At 62.9% G+C, this 23,195-nt stretch carries 22 protein-coding genes and 1 tRNA gene; 18 read left to right on the forward strand and 5 right to left on the reverse strand.

The window, feature by feature from the left end; translation table 11 throughout:
- Positions 1–13 precede the first annotated feature (13 nt).
- The 13 genes from uvrB to ACMUOY_RS09480 all read left to right on the forward strand — a co-directional run bounded on the left by uvrB (position 14) and on the right by ACMUOY_RS09480 (position 11,425).
- Positions 14–2,104: an excinuclease ABC subunit UvrB gene (uvrB, locus tag ACMUOY_RS09420; RefSeq protein WP_413892458.1), complete on the forward strand. Its 2,091-nt coding sequence runs from the start codon at positions 14–16 to the stop codon at positions 2,102–2,104.
- A gap of 241 nt (positions 2,105–2,345) precedes the next feature.
- On the forward strand, positions 2,346–2,882 hold the full coding sequence (gene iscR, locus ACMUOY_RS09425) for a Fe-S cluster assembly transcriptional regulator IscR (RefSeq protein ID WP_413892459.1): 537 nt from the start codon (positions 2,346–2,348) through the stop codon (positions 2,880–2,882).
- A 75-nt stretch (positions 2,883–2,957) separates the two neighbouring features.
- A complete protein-coding gene (locus tag ACMUOY_RS09430; protein WP_413892460.1) occupies positions 2,958–4,178 on the forward strand; it encodes an IscS subfamily cysteine desulfurase in 1,221 nt (406 codons plus the stop codon).
- Positions 4,179–4,200: 22 nt separating this feature from the next.
- Entirely contained in the window at positions 4,201–4,587 is a 387-nt protein-coding gene (gene iscU, locus ACMUOY_RS09435) for a Fe-S cluster assembly scaffold IscU (protein ID WP_413892461.1), read from the forward strand.
- A 13-nt stretch (positions 4,588–4,600) separates the two neighbouring features.
- Positions 4,601–4,924 carry a HesB/IscA family protein gene (iscA, locus tag ACMUOY_RS09440; protein WP_413892462.1) on the forward strand — a complete coding sequence of 108 codons (324 nt, stop codon included), beginning with the start codon at positions 4,601–4,603 and terminating at the stop codon, positions 4,922–4,924.
- 57 nt (positions 4,925–4,981) lie between these two features.
- Positions 4,982–5,527: a Fe-S protein assembly co-chaperone HscB gene (hscB, locus tag ACMUOY_RS09445; RefSeq protein WP_413892463.1), complete on the forward strand. Its 546-nt coding sequence runs from the start codon at positions 4,982–4,984 to the stop codon at positions 5,525–5,527.
- Between the two features lie 60 nt (positions 5,528–5,587).
- The gene (gene hscA / locus ACMUOY_RS09450) at positions 5,588–7,450 is read left to right on the forward strand and encodes a molecular chaperone HscA (RefSeq protein ID WP_413892464.1); all 1,863 of its coding nucleotides are present in this window, start codon (positions 5,588–5,590) and stop codon (positions 7,448–7,450) included.
- 10 nt (positions 7,451–7,460) lie between these two features.
- Positions 7,461–7,799 (forward strand): ISC system 2Fe-2S type ferredoxin, encoded by a 339-nt coding sequence (fdx, locus tag ACMUOY_RS09455; protein WP_413892465.1) that lies wholly within the window; start codon positions 7,461–7,463, stop codon positions 7,797–7,799.
- Positions 7,799–8,527 (forward strand): DNA polymerase III subunit epsilon, encoded by a 729-nt coding sequence (gene dnaQ, locus ACMUOY_RS09460; protein WP_413892466.1) that lies wholly within the window; start codon positions 7,799–7,801, stop codon positions 8,525–8,527. Before fdx ends, dnaQ begins: the two co-directional genes overlap by 1 nt.
- Before the next feature lie 36 nt (positions 8,528–8,563).
- Positions 8,564–8,638 (forward strand) — tRNA-Val (locus ACMUOY_RS09465).
- A gap of 499 nt (positions 8,639–9,137) precedes the next feature.
- Positions 9,138–9,449 carry a c-type cytochrome gene (locus tag ACMUOY_RS09470; protein ID WP_413892467.1) on the forward strand — a complete coding sequence of 104 codons (312 nt, stop codon included), beginning with the start codon at positions 9,138–9,140 and terminating at the stop codon, positions 9,447–9,449.
- Between the two features lie 13 nt (positions 9,450–9,462).
- Complete coding sequence (locus ACMUOY_RS09475; RefSeq protein WP_413892468.1) at positions 9,463–10,746, forward strand: NAD(P)/FAD-dependent oxidoreductase; 1,284 nt, start codon at positions 9,463–9,465, stop codon at positions 10,744–10,746.
- A 79-nt stretch (positions 10,747–10,825) separates the two neighbouring features.
- Positions 10,826–11,425, forward strand: coding sequence for a c-type cytochrome (locus tag ACMUOY_RS09480; protein ID WP_413892469.1), 600 nt, complete (start codon positions 10,826–10,828; stop codon positions 11,423–11,425).
- A 15-nt stretch (positions 11,426–11,440) separates the two neighbouring features.
- Here the strand turns inward: ACMUOY_RS09480 and ACMUOY_RS09485 are convergent, their stop codons facing one another.
- Complete coding sequence (locus ACMUOY_RS09485) at positions 11,441–12,538, reverse strand: YeeE/YedE family protein (protein ID WP_413892470.1); 1,098 nt, start codon at positions 12,536–12,538, stop codon at positions 11,441–11,443.
- Between the two features lie 162 nt (positions 12,539–12,700).
- Here ACMUOY_RS09485 and ACMUOY_RS09490 point away from each other — a divergent pair, with 162 nt between their 5' ends.
- From ACMUOY_RS09490 to ACMUOY_RS09505, 4 genes are all read left to right on the forward strand, one after another.
- Positions 12,701–13,669: an MBL fold metallo-hydrolase gene (locus ACMUOY_RS09490; RefSeq protein WP_413892471.1), complete on the forward strand. Its 969-nt coding sequence runs from the start codon at positions 12,701–12,703 to the stop codon at positions 13,667–13,669.
- 56 nt (positions 13,670–13,725) lie between these two features.
- Positions 13,726–14,169 (forward strand): thioredoxin fold domain-containing protein, encoded by a 444-nt coding sequence (locus ACMUOY_RS09495; RefSeq protein ID WP_413892472.1) that lies wholly within the window; start codon positions 13,726–13,728, stop codon positions 14,167–14,169.
- A gap of 234 nt (positions 14,170–14,403) precedes the next feature.
- Positions 14,404–15,108 carry a Crp/Fnr family transcriptional regulator gene (locus tag ACMUOY_RS09500; protein WP_413892473.1) on the forward strand — a complete coding sequence of 235 codons (705 nt, stop codon included), beginning with the start codon at positions 14,404–14,406 and terminating at the stop codon, positions 15,106–15,108.
- Between the two features lie 44 nt (positions 15,109–15,152).
- A complete protein-coding gene (locus ACMUOY_RS09505) occupies positions 15,153–15,590 on the forward strand; it encodes a rhodanese-like domain-containing protein (protein ID WP_413892474.1) in 438 nt (145 codons plus the stop codon).
- A gap of 53 nt (positions 15,591–15,643) precedes the next feature.
- Here the strand turns inward: ACMUOY_RS09505 and ACMUOY_RS09510 are convergent, their stop codons facing one another.
- The 3 genes from ACMUOY_RS09510 to ACMUOY_RS09520 form a co-directional block, all read right to left on the reverse strand.
- Positions 15,644–17,938 (reverse strand): nitric oxide reductase activation protein NorD, encoded by a 2,295-nt coding sequence (locus tag ACMUOY_RS09510; RefSeq protein ID WP_413892475.1) that lies wholly within the window; start codon positions 17,936–17,938, stop codon positions 15,644–15,646.
- Between the two features lie 53 nt (positions 17,939–17,991).
- Positions 17,992–18,789 carry a CbbQ/NirQ/NorQ/GpvN family protein gene (locus tag ACMUOY_RS09515; protein WP_413892476.1) on the reverse strand — a complete coding sequence of 266 codons (798 nt, stop codon included), beginning with the start codon at positions 18,787–18,789 and terminating at the stop codon, positions 17,992–17,994.
- 133 nt (positions 18,790–18,922) lie between these two features.
- The gene (locus ACMUOY_RS09520; RefSeq protein WP_413892477.1) at positions 18,923–20,302 is read right to left on the reverse strand and encodes a ribulose-bisphosphate carboxylase; all 1,380 of its coding nucleotides are present in this window, start codon (positions 20,300–20,302) and stop codon (positions 18,923–18,925) included.
- Positions 20,303–20,562: 260 nt separating this feature from the next.
- Here ACMUOY_RS09520 and ACMUOY_RS09525 point away from each other — a divergent pair, with 260 nt between their 5' ends.
- On the forward strand, positions 20,563–22,041 hold the full coding sequence (locus ACMUOY_RS09525) for an amino acid permease (protein ID WP_413892478.1): 1,479 nt from the start codon (positions 20,563–20,565) through the stop codon (positions 22,039–22,041).
- Between the two features lie 144 nt (positions 22,042–22,185).
- Here the strand turns inward: ACMUOY_RS09525 and ACMUOY_RS09530 are convergent, their stop codons facing one another.
- Complete coding sequence (locus tag ACMUOY_RS09530; RefSeq protein WP_413892479.1) at positions 22,186–23,097, reverse strand: LysR family transcriptional regulator; 912 nt, start codon at positions 23,095–23,097, stop codon at positions 22,186–22,188.
- Positions 23,098–23,195: the final 98 nt, after the last annotated feature.

Raw genomic sequence — 23,195 nt, forward strand, 5'->3', positions numbered from 1 at the left:
CGGGTTTTCCCTCATGCAAGAAGTCATCGACGTCACTCCTGAAGCCAAAGCCGGTCGGTTTGTCACCTTCCCGGGATCCCCGTTCGAGCTGTTCCAGCCCTATCCGCCAGCCGGCGACCAGCCGGTGGCGATCGACAAACTGGTGGAGGGCGTGCTAGATGGCGAGGTGTTCCAGACCCTTCTGGGCGTGACCGGCTCGGGCAAGACGTTCACGATGGCCAATGTGATCGCCCGCCTGGGTCGCCCGGCCATTGTGTTCGCCCCCAACAAGACCCTGGCAGCCCAGCTTTACAGCGAGTTCAGGGAGTTCTTCCCGAACAATGCGGTGGAGTATTTCGTCAGCTATTACGACTACTACCAGCCCGAGGCCTATGTCCCGCAGCGCGACCTGTTCATTGAGAAGGACTCGGCGATCAACGAGCACATCGAACAGATGCGCCTGTCGTGCACCAAGAGCATTCTCGAGCGGCGCGATGTGGTTATCGTCGCGACGGTCTCGGCCATTTACGGCATCGGTCAACCGGAGGCGTACCACAAGATGGTCATGACGCTGCGATCCGGTGACCGGATGGGGCAGCGCGACGTGATAGCCCAGCTGATCCGCATGCAGTACCAGCGCAACGACATGGAGTTTTCCCGGGGCACGTTCCGGGTACGCGGGGACACGATCGACATCTTCCCGGCAGAGCACAGCGAAATGGCCATTCGGGTCGAATTGTTCGACGACGAGATCGAATCGTTGCAGCTGTTCGATCCACTGACCGGTCGCATCCGGCAGAAGATTCCGCGCTTCACGGTGTACCCCAGCAGCCACTATGTGACACCCCGGGATCAGGTACTGGCGGCGGTAGAGACCATCAAGGTCGAGCTGGCCGACCGGTTGAAAGAGTTCGTGAGCCAGGGCAAGCTGGTGGAAGCGCAGCGGCTGGAGCAGCGCACCCGGTTTGACCTGGAGATGTTAAGCGAACTGGGTCACTGCAAGGGGATCGAGAACTACACCCGGCATCTCTCCGGTGCGGCGCCCGGCGACCCGCCGGCGACGCTGACAGACTACCTGCCCAAAGATGCCGTAATGTTCCTGGATGAGTCGCATGTGCTGATCGGCCAGTTCGGCGGCATGTACAACGGCGACCGTTCACGCAAGACCACCTTGGTCGAGTACGGTTTCCGCTTGCCGAGCGCGCTGGACAACCGGCCGCTGAAATTCGAGGAATTCGAAGCCCGCATGCGCCAGGCCATTTTCGTTTCCGCCACGCCGGCGCAGTGGGAAAACGAGCATGCGGGGCAGGTCGTGGAGCAACTGGTGCGGCCGACCGGGCTGGTGGACCCGGAAGTGGAGGTGCGACCGGCCACCCACCAGGTCGACGACGTGCTGCAGGAAATCAGGATTCGTGTGGATCGCCATGAGCGCGTGCTGATCACCACATTGACCAAGCGCATGGCCGAGCAACTGACCGACTATTTGAGTGAGAACGGGGTGAAGGTGCGCTACCTCCACAGTGATGTGGATACGGTGGAGCGGGTGGAGATCATCCGCGACCTGCGCTTGGGCGCTTTTGATGTGCTGGTGGGCATCAATCTGTTGCGCGAAGGCCTGGACATCCCGGAGGTGTCATTGGTCGCAATTCTGGACGCTGACAAGGAGGGATTTCTGCGCTCCGAGCGCTCGCTGATCCAGACCATCGGGCGCGCGGCCCGAAACCTCAGTGGCCGGGCGATCCTGTATGCCGACAGGGTGACCGACTCGATGAAGCGGGCCATTGACGAGACCGGCCGACGGCGGGCCCGCCAGGTGGCCCACAACCTGGAGCACGGCATCACGCCTCGCAGCATCGTCAAGAAGGTTCGCGATCTGATCGATGGCGTCTACAGCGAGAAAGCCGGACGCGAAGCCGATCGGCTGGAACAGGATGCTTTGCAGCGGGCTCGGGTGGAGGACATGTCGGAGAAGGACATCGGCCGCGAAATCAAGCGGCTCGAGAAAACCATGCTCGCCTTTGCGCGTGACCTGGAGTTCGAGAAGGCGGCCCGGGTACGCGATGAACTCAGCCTCCTGAAGAAGAGGGCTTTTGGCGCACCTGGTGGCGACCCGGTCGTATCTTGAGGCGGTGCTGCGACAGCCCTGGTCGATATCCGCGCGGACGCATTCGATCATTTGGCGACTGATTGGTAATTTTGTCCGAGCAATCCGCTGGGTCTTGTGTTATACTTGACCACGTTAGTCAGGATAACCCGCCGAAATACCCCAACCCAGATCCGCAATCTCGGATGACCGGTTGAGAGGGGCGGCCATCCAGCCCAACGCGGACCCGAGCCAGTCATCGCCATTCGAGAAGGAGTCAGCCATGCGACTTACCACCAAAGGCCGTTTTGCGGTCACCGCCATGATCGATCTGGCGTTGCGTCAGAATTCGGGCCCTGTCACGCTCGCGGCCATCAGCCAGCGGCAACAGATTTCCTTGTCTTATCTGGAGCAGCTGTTCGGCAAGCTGCGTCGCAATGAGCTGGTCGAGTCGACGCGGGGCCCTGGCGGTGGCTACACGTTAGGTCGAAAGGCCGTGGACATTACCGTCGCCGACATCATTACATCCGTCGATGAACCGATCGATGCCACCCAGTGCGGCGGCAAGGAAAACTGTTTGGGCGAGGGCGGGCGTTGCATGACGCACGAGCTCTGGGCTTCGCTGAATACGAAGATGGTCGAGTTCCTGGATTCCGTAAACCTGCAGAAACTGGTCGACGATCATTTGGCCAAGGGCGTCCAGATCGAGGACAAGCCGGCGGTCAAACGGGCGATTCATGCCATGCCGGTTTCGCGGCCGGTTCGTGTGAATGCCCCGAACTCGGTGTTTGCCTTGGGCAACGCCTTTGCCAAGAGTTGAGGGCGGATTGCCGCCGGGTCGCTCCGCCCCGCCTTTTCTTGCACCTGGTCTGCCAACTGAAATCTGAAACCGTCTATGGAATCCACCCCTCACTTCCCGATCTATATGGATTACGGCGCCACCACGCCCTGCGACCCCCGCGTGGTAGATGTGATGATCCCATGGTTGCGCGAGCATTTCGGCAACCCGGCATCCCGCAGCCATGCCTGGGGCTGGGAAGCAGAAGCCGCCGTCGAGAACGCACGGGAACAGGTTGCCGAACTGATCGGCGCCGATCCGCGTGAAATCGTCTGGACCAGCGGCGCCACAGAGTCGAACAATCTCGCGCTGAAGGGCGCCGCCCATTTCTATCAGAGCAAGGGCCGGCACCTGATCACGGTGAAGACGGAACACAAGGCCGTGCTCGACACGATGCGCGAGTTGGAGCGCCAGGGTTTCGAAGTGTCCTACCTGGACGTGCAGGAAGACGGATTGCTCAGCTTCGACGTGCTCAAGGCAGCGATCCGGCCTGACACCATCCTGGTCAGTGTGATGTTCGTGAACAACGAGATCGGTGTGATTCAGGACATCGCCGCCATTGGCGCGCTTTGCCGCGAAAAGGGCATCCTGTTGCATGTCGACGCTGCCCAGGCCACCGGCAAGGTCGAAATCGACCTCAAGACGCTGCCGGTCGACCTGATGAGTCTGGCTTCACACAAGACCTACGGCCCCAAGGGTATCGGCGCGCTGTATGTTCGGCGCAAGCCGCGTGTGCGGCTGGAGGCACAGATGCATGGGGGCGGCCATGAGCGCGGCATGCGCTCGGGCACCTTGCCGACACACCAGTGCGTGGGCATGGGCGAGGCTTTCCGTCTGGCACGCCTTGAAATGGCTCAGGACAATGCCAAGGCACGGGCGTTGCATGACCGCCTGATCAATGGGCTGAAGGACGTGGAGCAGGCGTTCCTCAACGGCCATGCCACACAGCGTGTGGCCCAGAACATCAACATGAGCTTCAACTTCGTCGAAGGCGAGTCACTGATCATGGGGATCAAGGGACTGGCCGTGTCATCGGGTTCGGCCTGCACCTCGGCGTCGCTGGAGCCCAGCTACGTCCTGCGGGCGCTTGGCCGCAGCGATGAACTGGCCCACAGCAGCCTTCGCATGACGATCGGGCGCTGGACGACCGAAGCCGAAATCGACTATGCCATCGAAACCATTCGGCAGAACGTTGCAAAGCTTCGCGACCTCAGCCCGTTGTGGGAGATGTACCAGGACGGCGTGGATCTATCAACCATTCAGTGGACGGCCCACTGATTGAATGCAAGAGGGAAATCAAATGGCCTATTCTGAAAAAGTTGTCGAGCACTATGAGAACCCCCGCAATGTCGGCTCCTTCGACAAGGGCGACGAGTCGGTGGGAACCGGCATGGTGGGTGCGCCCGCCTGCGGCGACGTGATGAAGCTGCAGATCAAGGTCAACCCGGCCACGGGGGTGATCGAGGATGCGCGCTTCAAGACCTACGGTTGTGGATCGGCCATCGCATCCAGTTCGTTGGTGACCGAATGGGTCAAGGGCAAGACCCTTGATGAAGCGGCCGCGCTGAAGAACAGCCAGATCGCCGAGGAACTGGCGCTGCCGCCGGTGAAGATTCATTGCTCCATTCTTGCCGAGGACGCGATCAAGGCTGCGGTGGACGATTACAAGAAAAAGCACGCCCATTGAGGTTGCAACAGACATGGCTGTGACAATGACCGAAGCCGCCGCGCGGCACGTGACCCGCTACCTTGCCAAACGTGGCAAGGGGGTGGGTGTGCGCCTGGGGGTCAAGACGACGGGCTGTTCCGGCCTGGCGTACAAGCTTGAATACGTGGACGAAATCGCACCCGAAGACATGGTGTTTGAAGGGCATGGCATCAAAGTCCTGATCGACCCCAAGAGCTTGGCCTATATCGACGGGACCGAACTTGATTTCGTGCGCGAGGGATTGAACGAAGGTTTCCGGTTCAACAATCCGAATGAGCGTGACCGCTGCGGTTGCGGCGAGAGCTTCCGGGTCTGATGATCCTGCTTGCTGACGAACCGCCGGCGCAGCGCGTCCAGGCGGTTTTTTGTTGACATGAATCTCCAATCCGACGATTTCGAGTTGTTCCAGCTACGCCGGCAGTTTGCGCAGGACGCGTCGGTGCTCGACGCACGCTGGAAGGACCTTCAGCGAGAGGCGCATCCGGACCGCTTTGCCGCGCAAGGCGCGGCCGCCCAGCGCGTGGCCATGCAGTGGTCGGTTCGCATCAATGAGGCGTATCAGCGCCTGAGGGATCCGCTCAAGCGTGCCGCGTATCTCTGCGAGTTGGGCGGCGCCGCGGTCAATGCGGAGAACAATACGGCGATGCCGGCGGCCTTCTTGATGCAGCAGATGGAGTGGCGGGAAGAGCTGGAGGACGCATCGGACCTGAGTCGTCTCGAGTCCCTTTCGCGTGAAGTCATACAGGCCCGCCGTGTGGCCTTGGAGGCGTGCGGGCAGGCGATCGATCAATTGCAGGATTTCAAGACCGCCGTCGGGCATGTCCGCGCGCTGATGTTCATCGAGCGCTTTTCGGAAGAAGTGAACGCTCGGATCGATGCCAGTCACGATGCCATGGACTCTGCCGACAGGGGACAATAGTCACCCACGGCCGCGCAGCCACAACCATTATTCAAACGGGCCCGTTCCCCAGCAGCACACATGGCGCTTCTTCAGATATCCGAACCCGGTCAGGCACCGGACCCGCACCAGCGTCGGGTCGCGGTGGGCATCGACCTGGGAACCACCCATTCGCTCGTCGCCGCCGTGCGCCATGGTGTGGCCGAATGCCTGCCCGACAGCCAGGGCCATGTGATCCTGCCGTCGGTTGTCCGTTACCTCGAAGGCGGCGGGCGCCAGATCGGCGCCGAGGCGTTGGTGGCTGGTGCAACCGATCCGGAGAACACGATCGCGTCGGTCAAGCGCTTCATGGGCCGTGGTCTGGCGGATATCCGCGGCCGCGACAAGTTGCCATACCGGTTTGTCGACAAGGCCGCCGGCATGCTGTCGTTGCATACGGCGCAGGGCGAGAAATCGCCGGTCGAAATCAGCGCCGAGATTCTGGCCACGCTGCGTTATCGCGCCGAAGACACCTTCAACGACGACCTCTACGGAGCGGTCATCACGGTGCCCGCCTACTTTGACGATGCCCAACGCCAAGCCACGAAGGATGCCGCGCAACTTGCCGGCATCAACGTGCTGCGCCTGATCAACGAGCCCACGGCGGCGGCCATCGCCTACGGCTTGGACAATGCCAGCGAAGGCATCTATGCGGTGTTCGACCTGGGTGGCGGCACGTTCGACATCTCCATCCTGCGCTTGACCCGAGGTGTTTTCGAGGTCATCGCCACCGGTGGCGACTCTGCCCTCGGCGGTGACGACTACGACCAGGCGCTGGCGGATTGGGTGTTGGCGCAGACCGGCCTGCAGACCGTCACGGCGACGGACAAAGCGCTGCTGAAGGCTGCAGCGCGGCGCACCAAGGAATCCTTGAGCGCTACGAATTCAGTAGCTGTCGACGTCCATTTGACGCTGGGAATGATCCATTTGGACGTCAAAGTATCCGATTTCGAGGCCGCCACGGCCGCTCTGACCGCGCGCGCGCTGAGCGCGGTGCGCAAAGTGATGCGGGATGCAAGACTCGAGCGGGCCGACGTCCACGGTGTGGTCATGGTGGGCGGATCGACCCGCATGCCCCAGATTCAGCGAGCGGTCGCCGATTTTTTCGGCCGCGAGCCGCTGAACAACCTGAATCCCGACGAAGTCGTCGCCATTGGTGCGGCGGTTCAGGCCAACCAGCTTGCCGGCAACGACACCACAGGGGACCTGCTGCTGCTCGACGTCATCCCGCTCTCGCTGGGCATTGAAACCATGGGCGGCCTGGTCGAGCGGATTGTTCCACGCAATCAGACCATTCCGACGGCGATGGCGCAGGACTTCACCACCTACAAGGACGGCCAGACCGCCCTGTCCTTGCACGTGGTGCAGGGCGAGCGCGATCTGGTGGCCGACTGCCGCAGCCTGGCCCGTTTCGAATTGCGGGGTATCCCGCCCATGGCGGCGGGCGCCGCGCGCATCCGCGTCACCTTTACCGTCGATGCCGACGGGCTGCTCAGCGTCAGCGCGAAAGAGCAGGGCAGCGGCGTTGAAGCGAGGATTGATGTCAAGCCTTCCTACGGCTTGTCCGATGCCCAGATCGCGACGATGTTGCAGGACAGTTTCACCACAGCCGAATCCGACATGAAGGCCCGCGCGCTCGCTGAGGCCCGCGTGGATGCCGACCGCATGCTGCTGGCGACGCAAAGTGCGCTGGATGCCGATGGCGCCCTGCTCGACGAACAGGAGCGCCAGACGATCGGCGCACTGATGCAAGCGCTGAGCACCGCGGCCGTCGCCAGTCAGGACGCCCAGGCGATTGAAGCGGCCACGACAGCGCTGGCCAAGGGAACCGAGGCTTTCGCCGCCCAACGCATGAACCACAGCATCCAGAAAGCCCTGGCGGGCCGCAATGTGGAAGCCATCTAAGGAAGCAGCCATGCCAATGATCAGAATTCTTCCCCATCCGGAGTACTGCCCGACCGGCGCCGAGGTTTCCGCGCCCGCTGGCACCTCAATCTGCGAAGCGCTGCTGGACCACCATATCAACATCGAGCACGCCTGCGACATGAGCTGCGCGTGCACGACCTGTCATGTCGTCGTGCGCGAGGGCTTCAACAGCCTCAACGAACTCGATGAGAACGAGGAAGACCTGCTCGACAGGGCCTGGGGACTTGAGCCCAATTCGCGCCTGTCCTGTCAGGCCTATCTGGCGCAGCAGGACATCACGATCGAGATCCCCAAGTACTCGATCAACCACGCCAAAGAGAATCACTGATGAGCCGTCAGATCGTCCTGGACACCGAAACCACGGGCCTGTCTGCCGAGGGCGGAGACCGCATCATCGAGATCGGTTGCGTCGAACTGCTCAATCGCAAGCTCACTGGCAACAACCTGCATTTCTACCTGAATCCGGAACGCGACAGCCACGAGGATGCGCTGAAGGTGCACGGCATCAGCAACGAATTTCTTCGCGACAAACCCAGATTTGCGGAGGTCGCCCAGGAGTTCCTGGACTATGTGCAGGGCGCGGAGATCATCATCCACAACGCCGCGTTTGACGTCGGCTTCCTGAACAAGGAGCTCGAGCTGATCAACAGTCCGCCGTTCGCCACGTTTGTCGGGGTCGTCACGGACACCCTGGTGATGGCCAAGGAGATGTTTCCGGGCAAGCGCAACAGTCTGAATGCCTTGTGTGACCGGCTGGGCGTGGACAACTCGGGCCGGACCCTGCACGGAGCCCTGCTGGACGCCGAACTGCTGGCCGACGTCTATATCAACCTCACGCGAGGTCAGGATGCGCTGCTGATCGACCTGGGCACCGTGGAGGGCGAGGGACTGGGCCATGCATCGGTCGATCTGAGTCAGTTTACCTTGCCGGTGCTTCATCCGAACGAGTCCGAACTGGCTGCACACGGGGACGTGCTTGCGCAGATCGACAAGTCCAGCGGCGGCAAAACGATCTGGCGCCAGATGCTCGGGGGACAGACGCAGACTGTGGCATAATCCAAGGCTTTCCAGCAGCGTCAAGCAATTGGAATCGGGTGATTAGCTCAGCGGTAGAGCACTGCCTTCACACGGCAGGGGTCGCAGGTTCAAACCCTGCATCACCCACCAGAGATACAAAATGAAATCAAGGGCTTACGGAATATCGTAAGCCCTTTTTCATTGGTTCAGTGCGTTGCTCCATTGCCGCGAGCTGACCCGGTTGTCACAGCAGCCCGAGTCGGTGCGTCAATGGCAAAACGCTTCAGACCTTCGCGGCAGAATCCGTCTCGTAAAGCCGTCGCCTTGTTGCTGGGCGGGCACCGGCGTCAGGCTGCGTAGTCTCCTGGTGGCGGGGTGCGCCTGGGTTCTGGGCCTGAGCCACATGGAACGCCGTGGCCTGCCGCTTTAACCATGGCATCCATCGGGTTTCTACGGTGTGTCCTGAGTTCATTCAGGTCGTAACATCGCAGCAGATATAAGCGGTTTCGGATGTAATGCTTGATTCCACCGTTCCGGGGCGTGGTGGGTCGGTGTTTAGCTTCGGCATCCGCTTAGCCCCTTTGCGAAGGTCATGTCAACCAATCGGGCTCAGGGGCCGGTTTCCCCGGCGAACTTTTCAGGAGACAACATGAAGCGATGGAACAGGATAGCGGCGGTCGGCATGCTGACCACTTTGTGCGGCTGGGCCAGCGCCCAGGCCGTCGACCCCTTGCAAGTGCGCGGCTGGGCGTCGACCTGTGCCACCTGCCACGGCACTGCAGGCCTTGCGCAGCCCGGCATGGAGTCGCTGGCCGGCGTCAACAAGGACGAGTTGCTCAAGAAGATGTTGGACTTCAAGACCGGGAAAAAGCCCGCCACGCTGATGCACCAATTGTCCAAGGGCTACTCCGACGAGCAGCTCCAGGCGCTGGCCGCGTATTTCGCAGCCTTGAAGAAATAAGGGAGAACCAGCGATGAAACGTCGTCAATTGATTCAGGTTGCCGGTGCCGGCTCAGTGCTCGGCGCCTTGGGCATGATCACCGGTTGCGCCACCTCGGGCGGATCGGGTGGCCCCCATGTGGTGGTGGTCGGAGGCGGCTACGGCGGCGCCACCGCCGCCAAATACATTCGCCTGTGGTCCGACCAAAGCATCCGAGTGACGCTGGTCGAGCCCAGTGCGGCCTTCATTTCCTGCCCGATCTCCAATCTGGTGCTCGGCGGCACCAAAACCATGGCGGACATCACCATCTCCTACGACAACCTGGCCAATCGCCACGGCGTCAATGTGGTGCGCGACATGGTGACCAGCATCGATGCGGACAAGCGTACGCTCAAGCTGGCCAGCGGCGGCGAGTTGAGTTACGACCGGCTGATCCTGTCACCAGGCGTTGATTTCATGTGGGACACACTCCCCGGCATGGCAAAGCCTGGCGCGCAGGACAAGGTGCTGCATGCCTGGAAGGCCGGCCCGCAAACTGTGGCGCTTCGCAAGCAACTCGAAGCCATGCCCGACGGCGGCGTCTATGCCATCTCCATTCCGCTGGCACCCTACCGCTGCCCGCCCGGCCCTTACGAACGGGCCTGTCAGGTGGCCAGCTACTTCACCAAGGCCAAGCCAAAGAGCAAGGTGCTGATCCTGGATGCCAACGACGATGTCACCTCCAAGGGCCCCCTGTTCAAGAAAGCCTGGGCAGATCGCTACAAGGGCATGATCGAATACCGACCCAAGCACAACGTCGTTGATGTGGATGCTGCCACCAACACGCTCAAGTTCGAGTTCAACGACGATGTCAAGGCGTCTGTGCTCAATGTCCTGCCCGCCATGCGCGCTGGCGACATTGCCGTCAAGTCGGGCCTGGCCACGGCCAACAAGCGCTGGTGTGAGATTGACTACCTCACACACGAGGCCAAAGCCGCCAAGAATATCCACGTGTTGGGCGATTCGATCCAGGTCGCGCCGCTGATGCCCAAGTCAGGGCACATGGCCAACCAGCATGGCAAAACCTGCGCGGCGGCCGTGGTGGCCCTGCTGACCGGCAAGCAGCCGAATGCGATGCCGATCTATACCAACACCTGCTACAGCTTTGTCAGCGCCGAGGATGCGGTGCATGTGGCCAGTGTGCATCGTTACGACGCTGCCCAGAAGACCATGCTGACGGTGCCGGGCTCGGGCGGCGTCTCCAGCGCAGCCAATGAACTCGAAGGAGGCTATGCATTGGCCTGGGCCCGCAATATCTGGGCGGATACGCTGGCCTGACCGGTCATGGCGTGCCGCCGGTTGTGATGCCGGCGGCTTTTTTTTGAAGCAGTCAACAGTTAGGACGTTGAATTTCAAGATGAAAACGATAAAGTCTCTGGCCGTGGTGGCCTTGCTTGGGATGGCCGGTTCGGTCTGGGCCCAGGCCGATGAGGAGCGTGCGAAAAAAATTGTCGGTGGGGTTTGTTTCGTGTGCCACGGCGCTGAAGGTGAGTCTTCCAGCGAAGTCTTCCCGCGCCTGGCGGGGCAGCATTGGGAATACACCGCCAAGCAGCTGGAAAACTTCAAGAGCGGCAAGCGCAAGAGCACGGCCATGAGCAACATGGTTGCCAAGCTCACACCCGATGAGATGGTGGCGCTGGGAAAGTACTTCGAAAAGAAATCCGCGCCGCGCGAACCTGCCAAGGATGAAGACCTGTCGGGGATGGGCAAGTACATCTACCTGCATGGCAACAGATACAGCAGCCTTCCGGCTTGCGCCAGCTGCCATGGCAAAGAGGGTCTGGGCACGGCCTCGTTGCCGCGCCTGGCCGGACAGTACGCCGTCTACATTGAAGCCCAGCTCAAGCAGTTCAACCTGCGCGAGCGCACCAACGACAACGAGGTGATGCACTCCATTGTTGCCAAAATGACGCCGCTTGAGATAGCCGCGGTTGCCGAGTACCTGAGCGGCAAGTAGGCCGGTCGCCCGGTTTCAGGGCGCTTTGGCTTCTGACCGGCTCTCATTGGGAAACTGCACGCGGGCCACCTTGTGGTCCATGAGCCGGTCGGTCAGGCCGGCACCCACCCACATCCCAGCCAGGGTGATCCAGGCGGTCAGGGCGAAAACGGATCCGCCTGTCACTCCGGCACCCACGGCACAGCCGCCCGCCAGCATGGAGCCGAATCCCATGAGCACGGCACCCGCGATGTAGCGGCGCATGCCATAGCCATCCGTGAAGCCTTCCAGCTTGAAATCACGCCCGAGGAGGGCGCCGATCAGCGAGCCCAGAAACACGCCCGGCATCAGGCCAAAATCGAAACCGATGGCCGGCGCTGGCGCATGGAGCACCCGCATCAGCCATTCCGCGGACGGGCCGCTGAAGGTCAGCCCCTGCACCTGTACCACGGCGAAAGAGTCGCGGGCGACGGCATTGGAAAACCACCACGCAGCCACTACCGAGAGCCCCGCGCCAATACCGCCCACCCACTTCCAGGCGCCGCCCACGCTGCGCACGCCGACGACCAGCCCAAAGATCAGCCAGCCCAAGCCGAACAGCAGACCGCCCCAATGCCCTGCGCCGGTGATGACCAGCAGATCGCGGGTAGCGCCGCCGTCGACCGTCCACAGTCCACTGATGCTGTTGCGCAGGGGTTCCAGCGCGCCGCCGAGTGAGGCCTGGGCTGTGACGGCAAAAATCAGGCCGGACAGCAGAGCCCGTAGGTTGCCGTTGGCTGACAATACCAGCAGCCTGCTGGCACAGCCGCGGGTCATGATCATGCCGGCGCCGAACAGCAGCCCGCCGATCAACGCGCCCGAGAGACTGCCGCGCGCGGCCAACTGCCGTGCATTGCTCACGTCCAGAGCCCCCAGCAGAATCAGCGCCTGCACACCGACTACGGCCGACGAAAAGGCCAGCAGCCAGACTGCCAGCTTCTCGCCAAGCTGGCGGTGCCAGAACTCGATGACGGCCGCCCGCAGGCAGAAGCGCGAGCGTTGCGCCGTGAAGCCGAACAGGGCCCCGATGATCGCACCGCCAGAGGACAATATGGCACCGTCGCCATACTGCTCCAAAATGGTTGCCAGATTCACGTCGATCCTTAATAATTCAGTGAAAACTTATATGATGGTAGCCCGGCGCTGTCTCGAGGGGTTGATCCCGGTCAAGAAGGCGCGGTTTCGCCCATGGGCTGATGCGCCACTGCCGTCGCCAGCTTGGGTTTGCGTGACGGTCCGTTCAGGTCAGGAATGATGATGAAAGCCCTTGAAGCGCTTTTCCGGTTGATCCAGGGGGTCGCACTGATCCTCTGGCTGGCACTATGGCCGCTTCCGGCCGCGCTGGCGCAAGATGCGCCCGTGATGAGAACTGTCCAGGTTTCGCCTTCGGCGTGGTATGTCGAGGGCCTGTCGGCGCTGGGCTCCACGGCCAACCAGAACTTCGTCTCCAACGCGGCCTTCGTGGTGACACCCGCCGGCGTCGTGGTCATCGATGCGCTGGGCTCGCCGGCGCTGGCGGAGCGCCTTTTGCAGGAGATCCGCAAGCTGACGCGCCAGCCGGTGACGCACGTGATCGTCACCCATTACCATGCTGACCACATCTATGGCCTGCAGGCCTTCAAGAACCAGGGCGCGCGCATCATCGCGCACCGCTCGGCGCTGGAGTATCTGAACTCCGAGACGGCCCGCCAACGGCTGGAGACCTCTCGCACCGAACTTGCGCCCTGGGTCGATGCCAAGACCCGGCTGGTGAACGCCGACGAGTGGATCGACGGCGACAAGACCCTCACCGTGGGTGGCACGCAATTCCTGATCCGGCATGTGGGCCCGTCGCACACGCCGGAAGACCTGGTGGTCTATCTTCCAAAGGAGAAGGTGCTGTTCGCGGGCGATCTGGTGTTTCGCAACCGCATTCCGTTTGTCGGTCAGGCCGACAGCGGGCGATGGATCCAGGCGCTGGATGTGCTGCTGAAATTCGACGCCACCACCATTGTGCCCGGGCATGGCCCGCTGTCGGGTGAGGCCCGCAAGGACATGCAGCAGACCCGCGACTACCTCGTTTACCTGCGCGCGACCATGGGCGAGGCCGCGCGCAACCTCGAACCCTTCGAAGAAGCCTACCAGGCGGCCGACTGGAGCCGATTCGAGAAGCTTCCGTTGTTCCGGGTTGCCAATCGCATGAACGCCTACAACACCTATTTGCTGATGGAGCACGAATCCAAATGAACCTTTCGCCTGTTTCAGGTTCCACCGTCGCGGCGTCCCTCCCGCGGCGCCACTTGATGGTGGCCGGCGCCCTGGCTGCGTTCGTGCCGGCGGCGCGGTCGGCATCGTCTACCTTGCCCCAGGCGGTCTCGCTGGCGGATGAACTGGCCGCAGCCTTGCGCCATGGCGAGCCCCTGGTGGTGATGGTCAGCCTGGAAGGCTGCCCGTTCTGCGTGGTGGCCCGCAACAGCTATCTGGCCCCGCTGCGCGCCGAAGGGCGGCTGGATATCGTCCAGGTCGACATGCGAACCGGGCGCCCGCTCAAGGATTTTCAGGGGCAGGCCTTGACCCATGAAGAGATGACACGCCGCTGGGCGATTAAACTGGCCCCCACCGTCCTGTTCTTCGGAAAGGGGGGGCAAGAGGTCGCCGAACGGCTCGTGGGCGGGATGCTGCCTGATTTCTATGGGGCGTATCTTGATCAGCGCCTGGAAGCGGCACGAAAGGCCGTCCGAGGATGATTCTCCCAACGATTTCTTGATTCTTTCGGTGCTTTCCCAGCGGGGATCGGTCACTATTTGCTATCAAAAACGTTGCAAGATGGTTTCCTGAAAGAAGCACGGGACCGCGCATCCGAGGCAAGATAGGGGCACCCCCACAGCGCAGGTTAAATGGCAGGGCGCCAGATGACCAGGCATGCCACAATTTGCTGGCCCCGAAACTACAACGCTACAACGGACGCCTGACGGCACGCAATGATTCCCATCAAGACCGAATCCGCCTGGAAAGGCACCTCCGACTGCCGCAATTGCGGCATCCGGGACATGGTCCTGTTTGCCGACCTGAACGAGCAGGATTTCGGCATGATCCACTCGCCGATTGATGACCTGGAGTTTCGCGCGGGAACCACCCTGTTTGCCGAGTCAACGGCGGCCATGGGGATCTTCACGTTGCGCACCGGGATGATCAAGCTGGTGCGCGTGACGCCCGATGGCCGCCAGCGCATCGTCCGGGTGCTGCGTCCAGGTGACGTTGCGGGGCTGGAGGCATTGGCTACATCGCAGTACGACAGCGATGCGGTGGCCTTGACCGACATTTCCGTGTGCCGCATACCGCTTTCGGTGATCAACATGCTGGGGGGCAGTTCGGCTCGTCTGCACAGGCGGCTGATGGAGAAATGGCAACATGCGCTCAAGGAGGCGGATGACTGGCTGGCTGATCTGAACTTCGGCACCGCGCGCCAGCGCGTGGCCCATTTCATCCTAAAAATGCGAAATCAGGCCGATGCGCAGATCGCGACGTTGTTTTCGCGCGAGGACATGGGTGCCATGCTCGACCTGAAGCTCGAAACCGTCAGCCGGGAGGTCAGTGCTCTTGTGCGCGAAAAGGTGATCCAACCCTTGGACAAGCAGGGCCGTGTGTACCGCATTCTCGATCTGCCGGCCCTGCAGTCCATCTGAATTGCAGGCCGTATTTTTCTTGCCTGAACTTGAGGTGTTTTTTTGTGAATGGAAGATTTCTGACGACCCGGCGCGTCGCACTGGCATCGCTGGCGGCCTTGACACTGATCCCCGCTTTTGCCGCCACCGGCCTGGAGATGAGCGCGCCCGATGCCCTGGCTCAGTTGAAGGCGGGCAAACTGATCCTGGTCGATATCCGCACGCCAGATGAGTGGAAGCAGACCGGTGTGGCGCAAGGCGCCGTGCGGCTCGACATGCAGCATCCCAAGGGGGCGCCCGGCTTCATGGATGATCTGCTCAAGCTGACCAAGGGCGATAAGAACGCGCCGGTCGCCCTGATCTGCCGCACCGGCAACCGCACCACCCAGGTCCAGCGCTACCTGGAGGCGCAGGGTTTCACGCAGGTCTTCAATGTCCGGGAAGGCATGGCCGGCAGCGCGGCTGGCCCGGGCTGGCTGCGACGCGGATTGCCGCTGCAATAGGGGGAAGCGAGGCGCCGAGGCCACGCGGCCCGATGCTTGCGGCGGGTCGCCTTTCAGCGCGTCAGCGCCATGAAGAGCCTGGGCAGGCGCTCCGGTAGTTGCTCCACCCGGTCGACCACTGTGAAGTGGTGGCCAAAGATGTCACGCACATAGGCGTCGGCGTTCGGATCCAGACTGATGCAGTGGCTGTGAATGCCCTGCTGGGTGAGCTCCTTCACTGCCTGGCGCGTGTCCAGAATCAGTGCCTGCGGGTCGCTCATGTCCACATCGGCCGGCTCACCGTCGGTCAGCACCAACAGCAACTTCTTGTCGACCTTCTGGGCCCCCAAATAGTGCGCGGCGTGGCGCATGGCCGCGCCCATTCGCGTGGAGTAGCCCGCCTGCACGGCCGCCAGTCGGCCCTTTGAGGCCTCGCCCCAACGCTCGGAAAAGCCCAGGATGTGCTGGTAGCGCACCTCGTGCCGGGTGTTCGAGTGAAAGCCGGCAATCGCGAATGGGTCACCGAGGCGATCGATCGCCCAGGCCAGCAGCGCCACGGCCTCCTGACTAACTGCGAGCCGGGTCTGGCCGGTGCCGGGCACTTCATCGTTCAATGAGGCGGACAGATCCAGCAGCAGCAGCACGGCGATGCTGCGCCCGTCGGTGCGGTGGCTCATCAGGATGCGCGGGTCAGGCTGCACGCCGGCGCGCCAGTCGATCAGCGAGCGCAGCGCCACGTCCAGGTCGAGTTCGCTGCCTTCCTCCCGGTAACGCAGACGCACGCGGTCCTGGGGTTTGAGCAGATCCAGCAGGCGCTCCAGCTGGCGGGCCAGCACGGCGTGTTTGGCCAGCAGGCGGTCGATCAAGCTGGCGTCGCCGCCCGCATGCAGCCCCTCGTACACGCTGACCCAGTCGGGCCGGTAGTCCTGCGCGGCGGCGTCCCATTCGGGGTAGTGGCGCGGCGGCAAGCCCTGGATCTCCTGCGCGGCGGGCGGGCGTGGCTCGGCAAAGCTGTCTTCCTCGTCACCGGCCTCGATGAAGGTCCAGAGGTGGCGGTTGTCGTCGCGGTAGCTCACCACGGTGTCGGTGAAGAACACGCGGGCCGACTGGTCGCTCTGGCGCCGGGTGCGGGCCGCATGGCGTAGCGCCAGCGCGGCCATGTCGGCGGTGCTGGAAGGCCCCTGGGCCATGAGGGCGTGAAACTCGTCGACAAATGCTTTCAGGACCTCGTCGCGGTAGCCGTGCGCCGGGTGCAGCAGGGCGCTTGAGAGCATCGCCAGCCGGTGGCGCAGGCAGCTCGCCGTGTCGGGGTCGCAGGCGCCTTCAACCGGGCGCGGGTGCAGGGCCAGCAACAGCGGCTGCATGCCGGGGTACTGGCGCAGCACGAGGTGATCGATGCGCGCATCCTCGAAGCACTCCACGGTCAGGCGCTGCAGCGGGCTCAGGTTGTCGGCCACCTGGGCCTGGCTCCAGCGCCGGTGGCCGGCCATGTGGGCCAGGGCGGCGCGATAACGGTCCAGCCCGCAGGGTCCGCCCGGGCCCATGAAGTCGTCATACACATCGGGCAGGGCGATGCCGTTCGCATCGAAGAAAGGCGTGGGCGCCCGGCTGTCCTCGAAGCCGGTGCTGAAGGACAGCAGCGGCGCGTGGTCCTGCCACAGGCAGCGCAGCGTGAGGTCAAGCTGGCGCTCCACCGTCACCAGCAGCGTGCCATGCCGCTCGCGCTGCAGCACCGCACGGCTGTCGGCGGACTTCAGGGCGAAATAGTCGCGCTGGCGCTCGGGATGGTGCTGGTAGTGGCGCGCGCCATAGTCGGCCCAGCGCGAGAGGCCGGCCACGTTGAGCACATCGAGCGCCCGCGGCGCGTGTTCCAGGAACACCGGCAGCCCCGGGCTTTCGAAGGTGGCGTGGTGGCCGTGGAGGGACACCGTCGTGCGCTGCATGAGCTCGCGCGTCACGCGCAGGTAGTCGCGCATCGGCCCGGGCCCGAGCAGCCGGCGCGCGACTGCCGCCAAACTCTGAAGCAGCGGCGCAATGGCGCGGCTGTTGGGCGACTTTTGCATCGCCTGGATCAACGCGATCACATCGTTGAGCAGGTCTTCGCCGACGGCGCTGGCCACCGACGGCCACTCCTGCAGGAAGGCCAGCACCGGCTCCGCGCCGCGGCCCATGCGCCCCAGCGCATGGGCGCAGTCCAGCCAGGCGTCCATGCCTTCGGCGCTCAGTGCGGCCCGGGCCTCCAGCAGGCAATCGGCCAGCACGTCCTGCACCGCCGGGAAGCCACAGGCGACGCGCGCGCGCCAGGCCTCCAGTTGCGCAGGCTCTATGGAACCGGGAACGATCTCAGGCGGTGCAGCAATGGTGGACACGGTGCCGCCCGAAGATCAGTGGTGTGCGCAAGGCCGAGCCTGTCCGCAATGCCTCAAGCCAGCACCGCGTCGATCGTGTGATCGAGCGTGTCGCGGATGTCCGCGTCGTCGGTGATCGGACGCACCATCGCCATTCGGCAGGCCTCGGCCGGTGCCACGCCATGGCGGATCAACTGGGCGGCGTAGACCAGCAGGCGGGTGGAGATGCCCTCGGTCAGGCCATGGCCCTTGAGCGAGCGCGCGGCGGCGGCGATCTGCACCAGTTGCGCGGCCCGCGCCGCATCCAGCCCGGTTTCCTGGCTGACGATCTGCGCCTCCAGTTCGGCGGCGGGGTAGTCAAACTCAAACGCCGCGAAGCGCTGCTTGGTCGAGGGCTTGAGGTCCTTCATCAGGCTCTGGTAGCCTGGGTTGTACGAGATCACGAGCTGAAAGTCCGGGTGCGCCTGGACCGTCTCGCCCTTTTTGTCCAAGGGCATCTGGCGGCGATGGTCGGTCAGCGGGTGGATCACCACCGTGGTGTCCTGGCGCGCCTCGACGATTTCATCGAGGTAGCAGATGGCCCCGGTGCGCGCCGCCACGGTCAGCGGCCCGTCCTGCCAGCGCGTGCCGCCGGCGTCGAGCAGGTAGCGGCCCACCAGGTCGCTGGCCGTCATGTCCTCGTTGCAGGCCACGGTGATCAGCGGGCGGCCCAGCTTCCAGGCCATGAACTCGATGAAGCGCGACTTGCCGCAACCGGTCGGCCCCTTGACCATCACCGGCAGGCGCGCCGCATAGGCGGCCTCGTACAAGGCCACCTCGTTGCCTTGGGCCTGGTAGAACGGCGCAATGCCGGGGGCGTTCAAAGCAGTCATGATGGGCTCACTATGGGTGTTGTCCAGCAGGGCTAGGAGGCTGGGCGGCAGAACGTTTTGCGCAGGTAAAGGAGGAGGCCGCAGGCCGGGGGACACGGAGCGAAACGCTCTTGCGCCCAGCCTCCGGGCTAGATCAGCGGTGCGTGCCGAGCTTGTCGCGCCAGCCGGGGAACAGCGCGTCGGCGTCCTTCGGGAAAGACTCGAAGGCGCGGGCAAATTCCTTGTGCTCTTTCGCCCATTCGATGGGGTCGGCACCGGCTTTCCAGCAGTCATAAGCCTGGCGCAGCGAGGTGGCGCCGGCCGCAGGGCTGTCGATATGGCCGTAGCTGCCACCACCCGCGGTGTTGATCACGTTGCCGTGGCCCAGGTTTTCGAAGAAGCCCGGCAGGCGCAGCGCGTTCATGCCGCCCGAGATGATCGGCGTGGTTGGCTTCATGCCGAACCATTCCTGATGGTAGGCCGGGCCGGTGTAGCTGTCGCGCTCGATGATGTAGGCAATCGCGCGGTCGTCGTTCGTGCCTTCCATCTTGCCGAAGCCCATGGTGCCCACGTGGATGCCGGAGGCGCCCTGCAGCCGGCTCATCTTGGCCAGCACGTAGGCGTCGTAGCCGCGCTTGGAGCTGGGGCTGGTCACCGCCCCGTGGCCGGCGCGGTGGTAGTGCAGGTACTGATTGGCAAAGTGGCGCCGGGCGGTGGTGATCATGCCGGGGCCGCCCACGTAGCCGTCCACCAGGAAGGCCACCTTGTCGGCGTCCGGTCCGAAGGTGCGCAGGATGAATTCGCCGCGAGCCAGCATCTCGTAGTGGTCGTCGGCGGTGATGTTGGCCGAGAACAGCTTGGCCTCGCCGGTCTCGTCCATGGCGCGCTTCATCGCGTCGTAGACCAGCGGGATGGTTTTGGCCATGGGCGCAAAGGTCTGGTTGCCTTGGGGCTCGTCGTTCTTGATGAAGTCGCCGCCCAGCCAGAACTGGTAAGCGGCCTTGGCAAAAGGCTCGGGGCGCAGGCCCAGCTTGGGCTTGATGATGGTGCCGGCAATGTAGCCGCCATCCTTTACCGGGCGGCCCAGGATGCGCCACAGGTCGGAGATGTCCTTGCTCGGGCCGTCGAACAGCTGGATCGCGCGCGGCGGCATGTAGAAGTCGTAGATCTTGGCGTGCTCGATGTCGCCCATGCCCTGGTTGTTGCCGATCACCAGCGTCAGGAACGACACGATCATCATGCGCCCGTCGGTGATGTTGCGGTCGAACAGGTCCAGCGGATAGGCAATGCGCATCTCCTCCGTCGCCTCGTCGATCAGGTACACCAGCGCGTCCACGCCTTTGGTGAACTCGTCGGTGGTGGACACCTCGACGTTGGTGCCGGTGGAGGATTCGGCCGCAAAGTGCGCGGCGGCCTCCAGGTAGCCGTGGCCCGCCTTGGGCTTCATCTTGTAGGCCACGAGGATGTGGCGGCCGCCGCTGATCAGGTCTTGTTCCTTCAGGCTCAGGTCGGCGTAGCGGTTGGATTGGTCCATGGGAAATCTCCGGTTAGGTCTGACAATAGAACGGACTGTAGGCGTCTGGATTCATAAAAAAAATTCAAATTAAGTTTTCAGTTAATCAGAAATTGCTGATGAATTGGGTGGCGCCCGAATGTGGCTGCGCGAGAAAAGCCCTTAGACTGCGGCGTTGAATCCGGTTGATAGGGACGCCCCTTGATCCAGGGGGCCGCGCGGCCGGCCCGTCCAACAACCGATACCGGCGCCATGGCCCGGAACACGTCCAAGGGGGCATCGTGAGCGTTTCATCCGGCTTCAACTACACCCAGGTGGACTCGACCTATTTCGAGAAACGGGGCCTGCGCCGATACGCAGGCGTCTGGTCGCTGTGGGCGTTGGGTGTCGGCGCCGTGATCTCCGGGCATTTTTCAGGATGGAATCTGGGCCTGGCGAATGGCTGGGGCAGCATGTTTCTGGCGACCGTGGTGATCGCGATCATGTACCTGGGCCTGACCTTTTCGCTGGCGGAAATGTCACCGGCGCTGCCGCATACGGGCGGGGCCTATTCCTTCGCCCGAACGGCGATGGGGCCGTGGGGCGGATTCCTGACCGGCCTGGCCGAAAATGTCGAGTACGTGTTGACGCCCGCCGTCATCGTTTATTTCATCAGCAGCTACATGTCGAGCATCTTCGGCACCTCGACCGCGATGTTGCCGTTGTGGTGGATAGGGTTCTACATCCTGTTCGTGGGCCTGAACATCGTTGGCGTTGAACTCTCGTTCAAGGTGACGTTGATCGTGACCCTGCTGGCACTGGCGTGCCTGGTGGTGTTCTGGTTCAGCGCGCTGCCCGCCATCGACTTCACCCGGTGGGCCATGAATGTGGGCGCGGAAGGCGTGGCCTTGCCTGAAGGGAAGGGACCCTTTCTGCCCAAGGGTTTCATGGGTGTTCTGGCCTGCCTGCCTTTTGCTGTCTGGCTGTTCCTGGCGATCGAGCAGTTGCCGTTGGCCGCAGAGGAGTCCGTCGACCCTGCGCGTGACATGCCACGCGGCATTCTGGCGGGCATCTTCACGCTGATCATTTCCGCCTTCATGATCCTTTGGCTGAACCCATCCGTGGCCGGCATCGGCTCCCACAAACTGGCCACCTCCGGGGAACCTTTGCTGGATGGCCTCAAGGCCATTTATGGTGAAGGCATTGCCAAGACTTTGGCGACCGTTGCCGTGCTGGGCCTTGTTGCCAGTTTTCACACCATCATCTTTGCCGAGGGTCGCCAGATCTATTCGCTCAGCCGCGCCGGGTATTTCCCGACCGTGCTCTCCGTCACCCATGGCCGGCGCAAGACGCCACACCTGGCCATGACGGCCGGTTCGGTGCTGGCACTGGCGGTCATGCTGGCACTGTGGTTCAGCCTGGGGGCGGACAAGGGGGCCGCCGTCATCGGTGGCAACCTGCTGAACATGGCCGTTTTTGGCGCCATGTTCTCGTACATCATGCAGGCGATCGCCTTCATCCAACTTCGCCGGAACTTCCCCAGGTTGCATCGGCCCTACCGGAGCCCGTTCGGTACCGTCGGCGCAGGCCTGACGGTGCTGATCGCAGCTGTGACCTTGTATTTCCAGCTGACCGATCCGGTGTACCGCGAAGGCGTGCTGTGGGTCGCCCTCTGGTTTGCCATCGGCGTCCTCTATTTCGCCCTGGTCGGTCGCCATCGCCTGATCCTGTCGCCGGAAGAGGAGTTTGCGCTGGATCACAGCAAAGCCGGGCAGGGCTGAGGCTTCAAGACGCACGGGAGATCGGCGCACCGTCGGGCGGGTTCGCGTTACCCTGGCCGATCGGCAGGCCGTCCTCATTGAGTCCTGAATTTGTAGCAAATAATGACCATCCGACGACGGGACACAGGTCTTTTTTCCTGAAAATCAGCTCCAGGAGTCCATCAGCGCACCCCCTTGCTCGATCAGGAACTCCTTGAAGGCGCGGGCGGCCGGGGAGAGCTTCTTCTGGCTCAGGTGGGTCACATACCAGTGGCCCATGACCGGCAGGCCCACAATGTCCACCAGCGCGATATGGCCGCTGGCCAGTTCGTGACGCACTGTGCGAAGCGAAAGAAAGCTCAGACCCATACCGGCCATCACGGCCTGTTTGATGGTCTCGTTGCTGGGCATTTCCATCACGACCTTCAGCGGCGTCTTGTTATCGGCAAACAGCCGTTCCATCGCCGCTCGTGTGCCTGAGCCTTCCTCGCGCACCACGAAGCCGTGGTCGGCCAGCGCCGAGAACGGCAATTTCTTGCGCCGCGCCAGCGCATGATCGGGCGTAGCCAGTACGGCCTGGGGGTTGGTGGCAAAAGGCGTCGCCACGCAGTCCATGTCAGCAGGGGCGCGGCCCATCACCACCAGGTCCGCTTCGTTGCGCGCCAGCAGGCCGAGGATATTCTCACGGTTGTCGATCTTGAGCTGGATGTCGATACCCTGGAACTGCTTCCCAAAACGCACCAGCAGCATGGGGATGAAGTACTTTGCGGTGCTGACCACGGCCAGGTCGATGCGCCCCCGTTTGAGGCCCACATGATCGGCCATCAGGGCTTCGAGGTCCTTGAACTGGCCCATGGCGGCTATCGCGTGCGTGCGGAAAGCCTCGCCCGCGTGGGTCAGGCGGATGTTGCGGCCCACGGGTTCGACCAGAGGCAGTCCGAATGCGTCTTCCAGCTGGCGGATCTGCATGGATACCGCCGGCTGGGTGACAAACAGCCGCTCGGCCGCTTTCGACACCGAGCCCTGGCGCGCCACTTCAAGGAAGGTCTGGATCTGTTTCAGCGTATAGGGACGCATGGCACAACTCCTTATTCATCAAATTATTCTGATGAAATATTCAATAAACGTGATTGGAGTTTATGGGTTCATGGGGGTAAAGTAAATCCACTTTCACT

Source organism: Candidatus Skiveiella danica (assembly GCF_022705245.1).
GTDB classification, from domain to species: Bacteria; Pseudomonadota; Gammaproteobacteria; order Burkholderiales; family Burkholderiaceae_C; genus Skiveiella; species Skiveiella danica.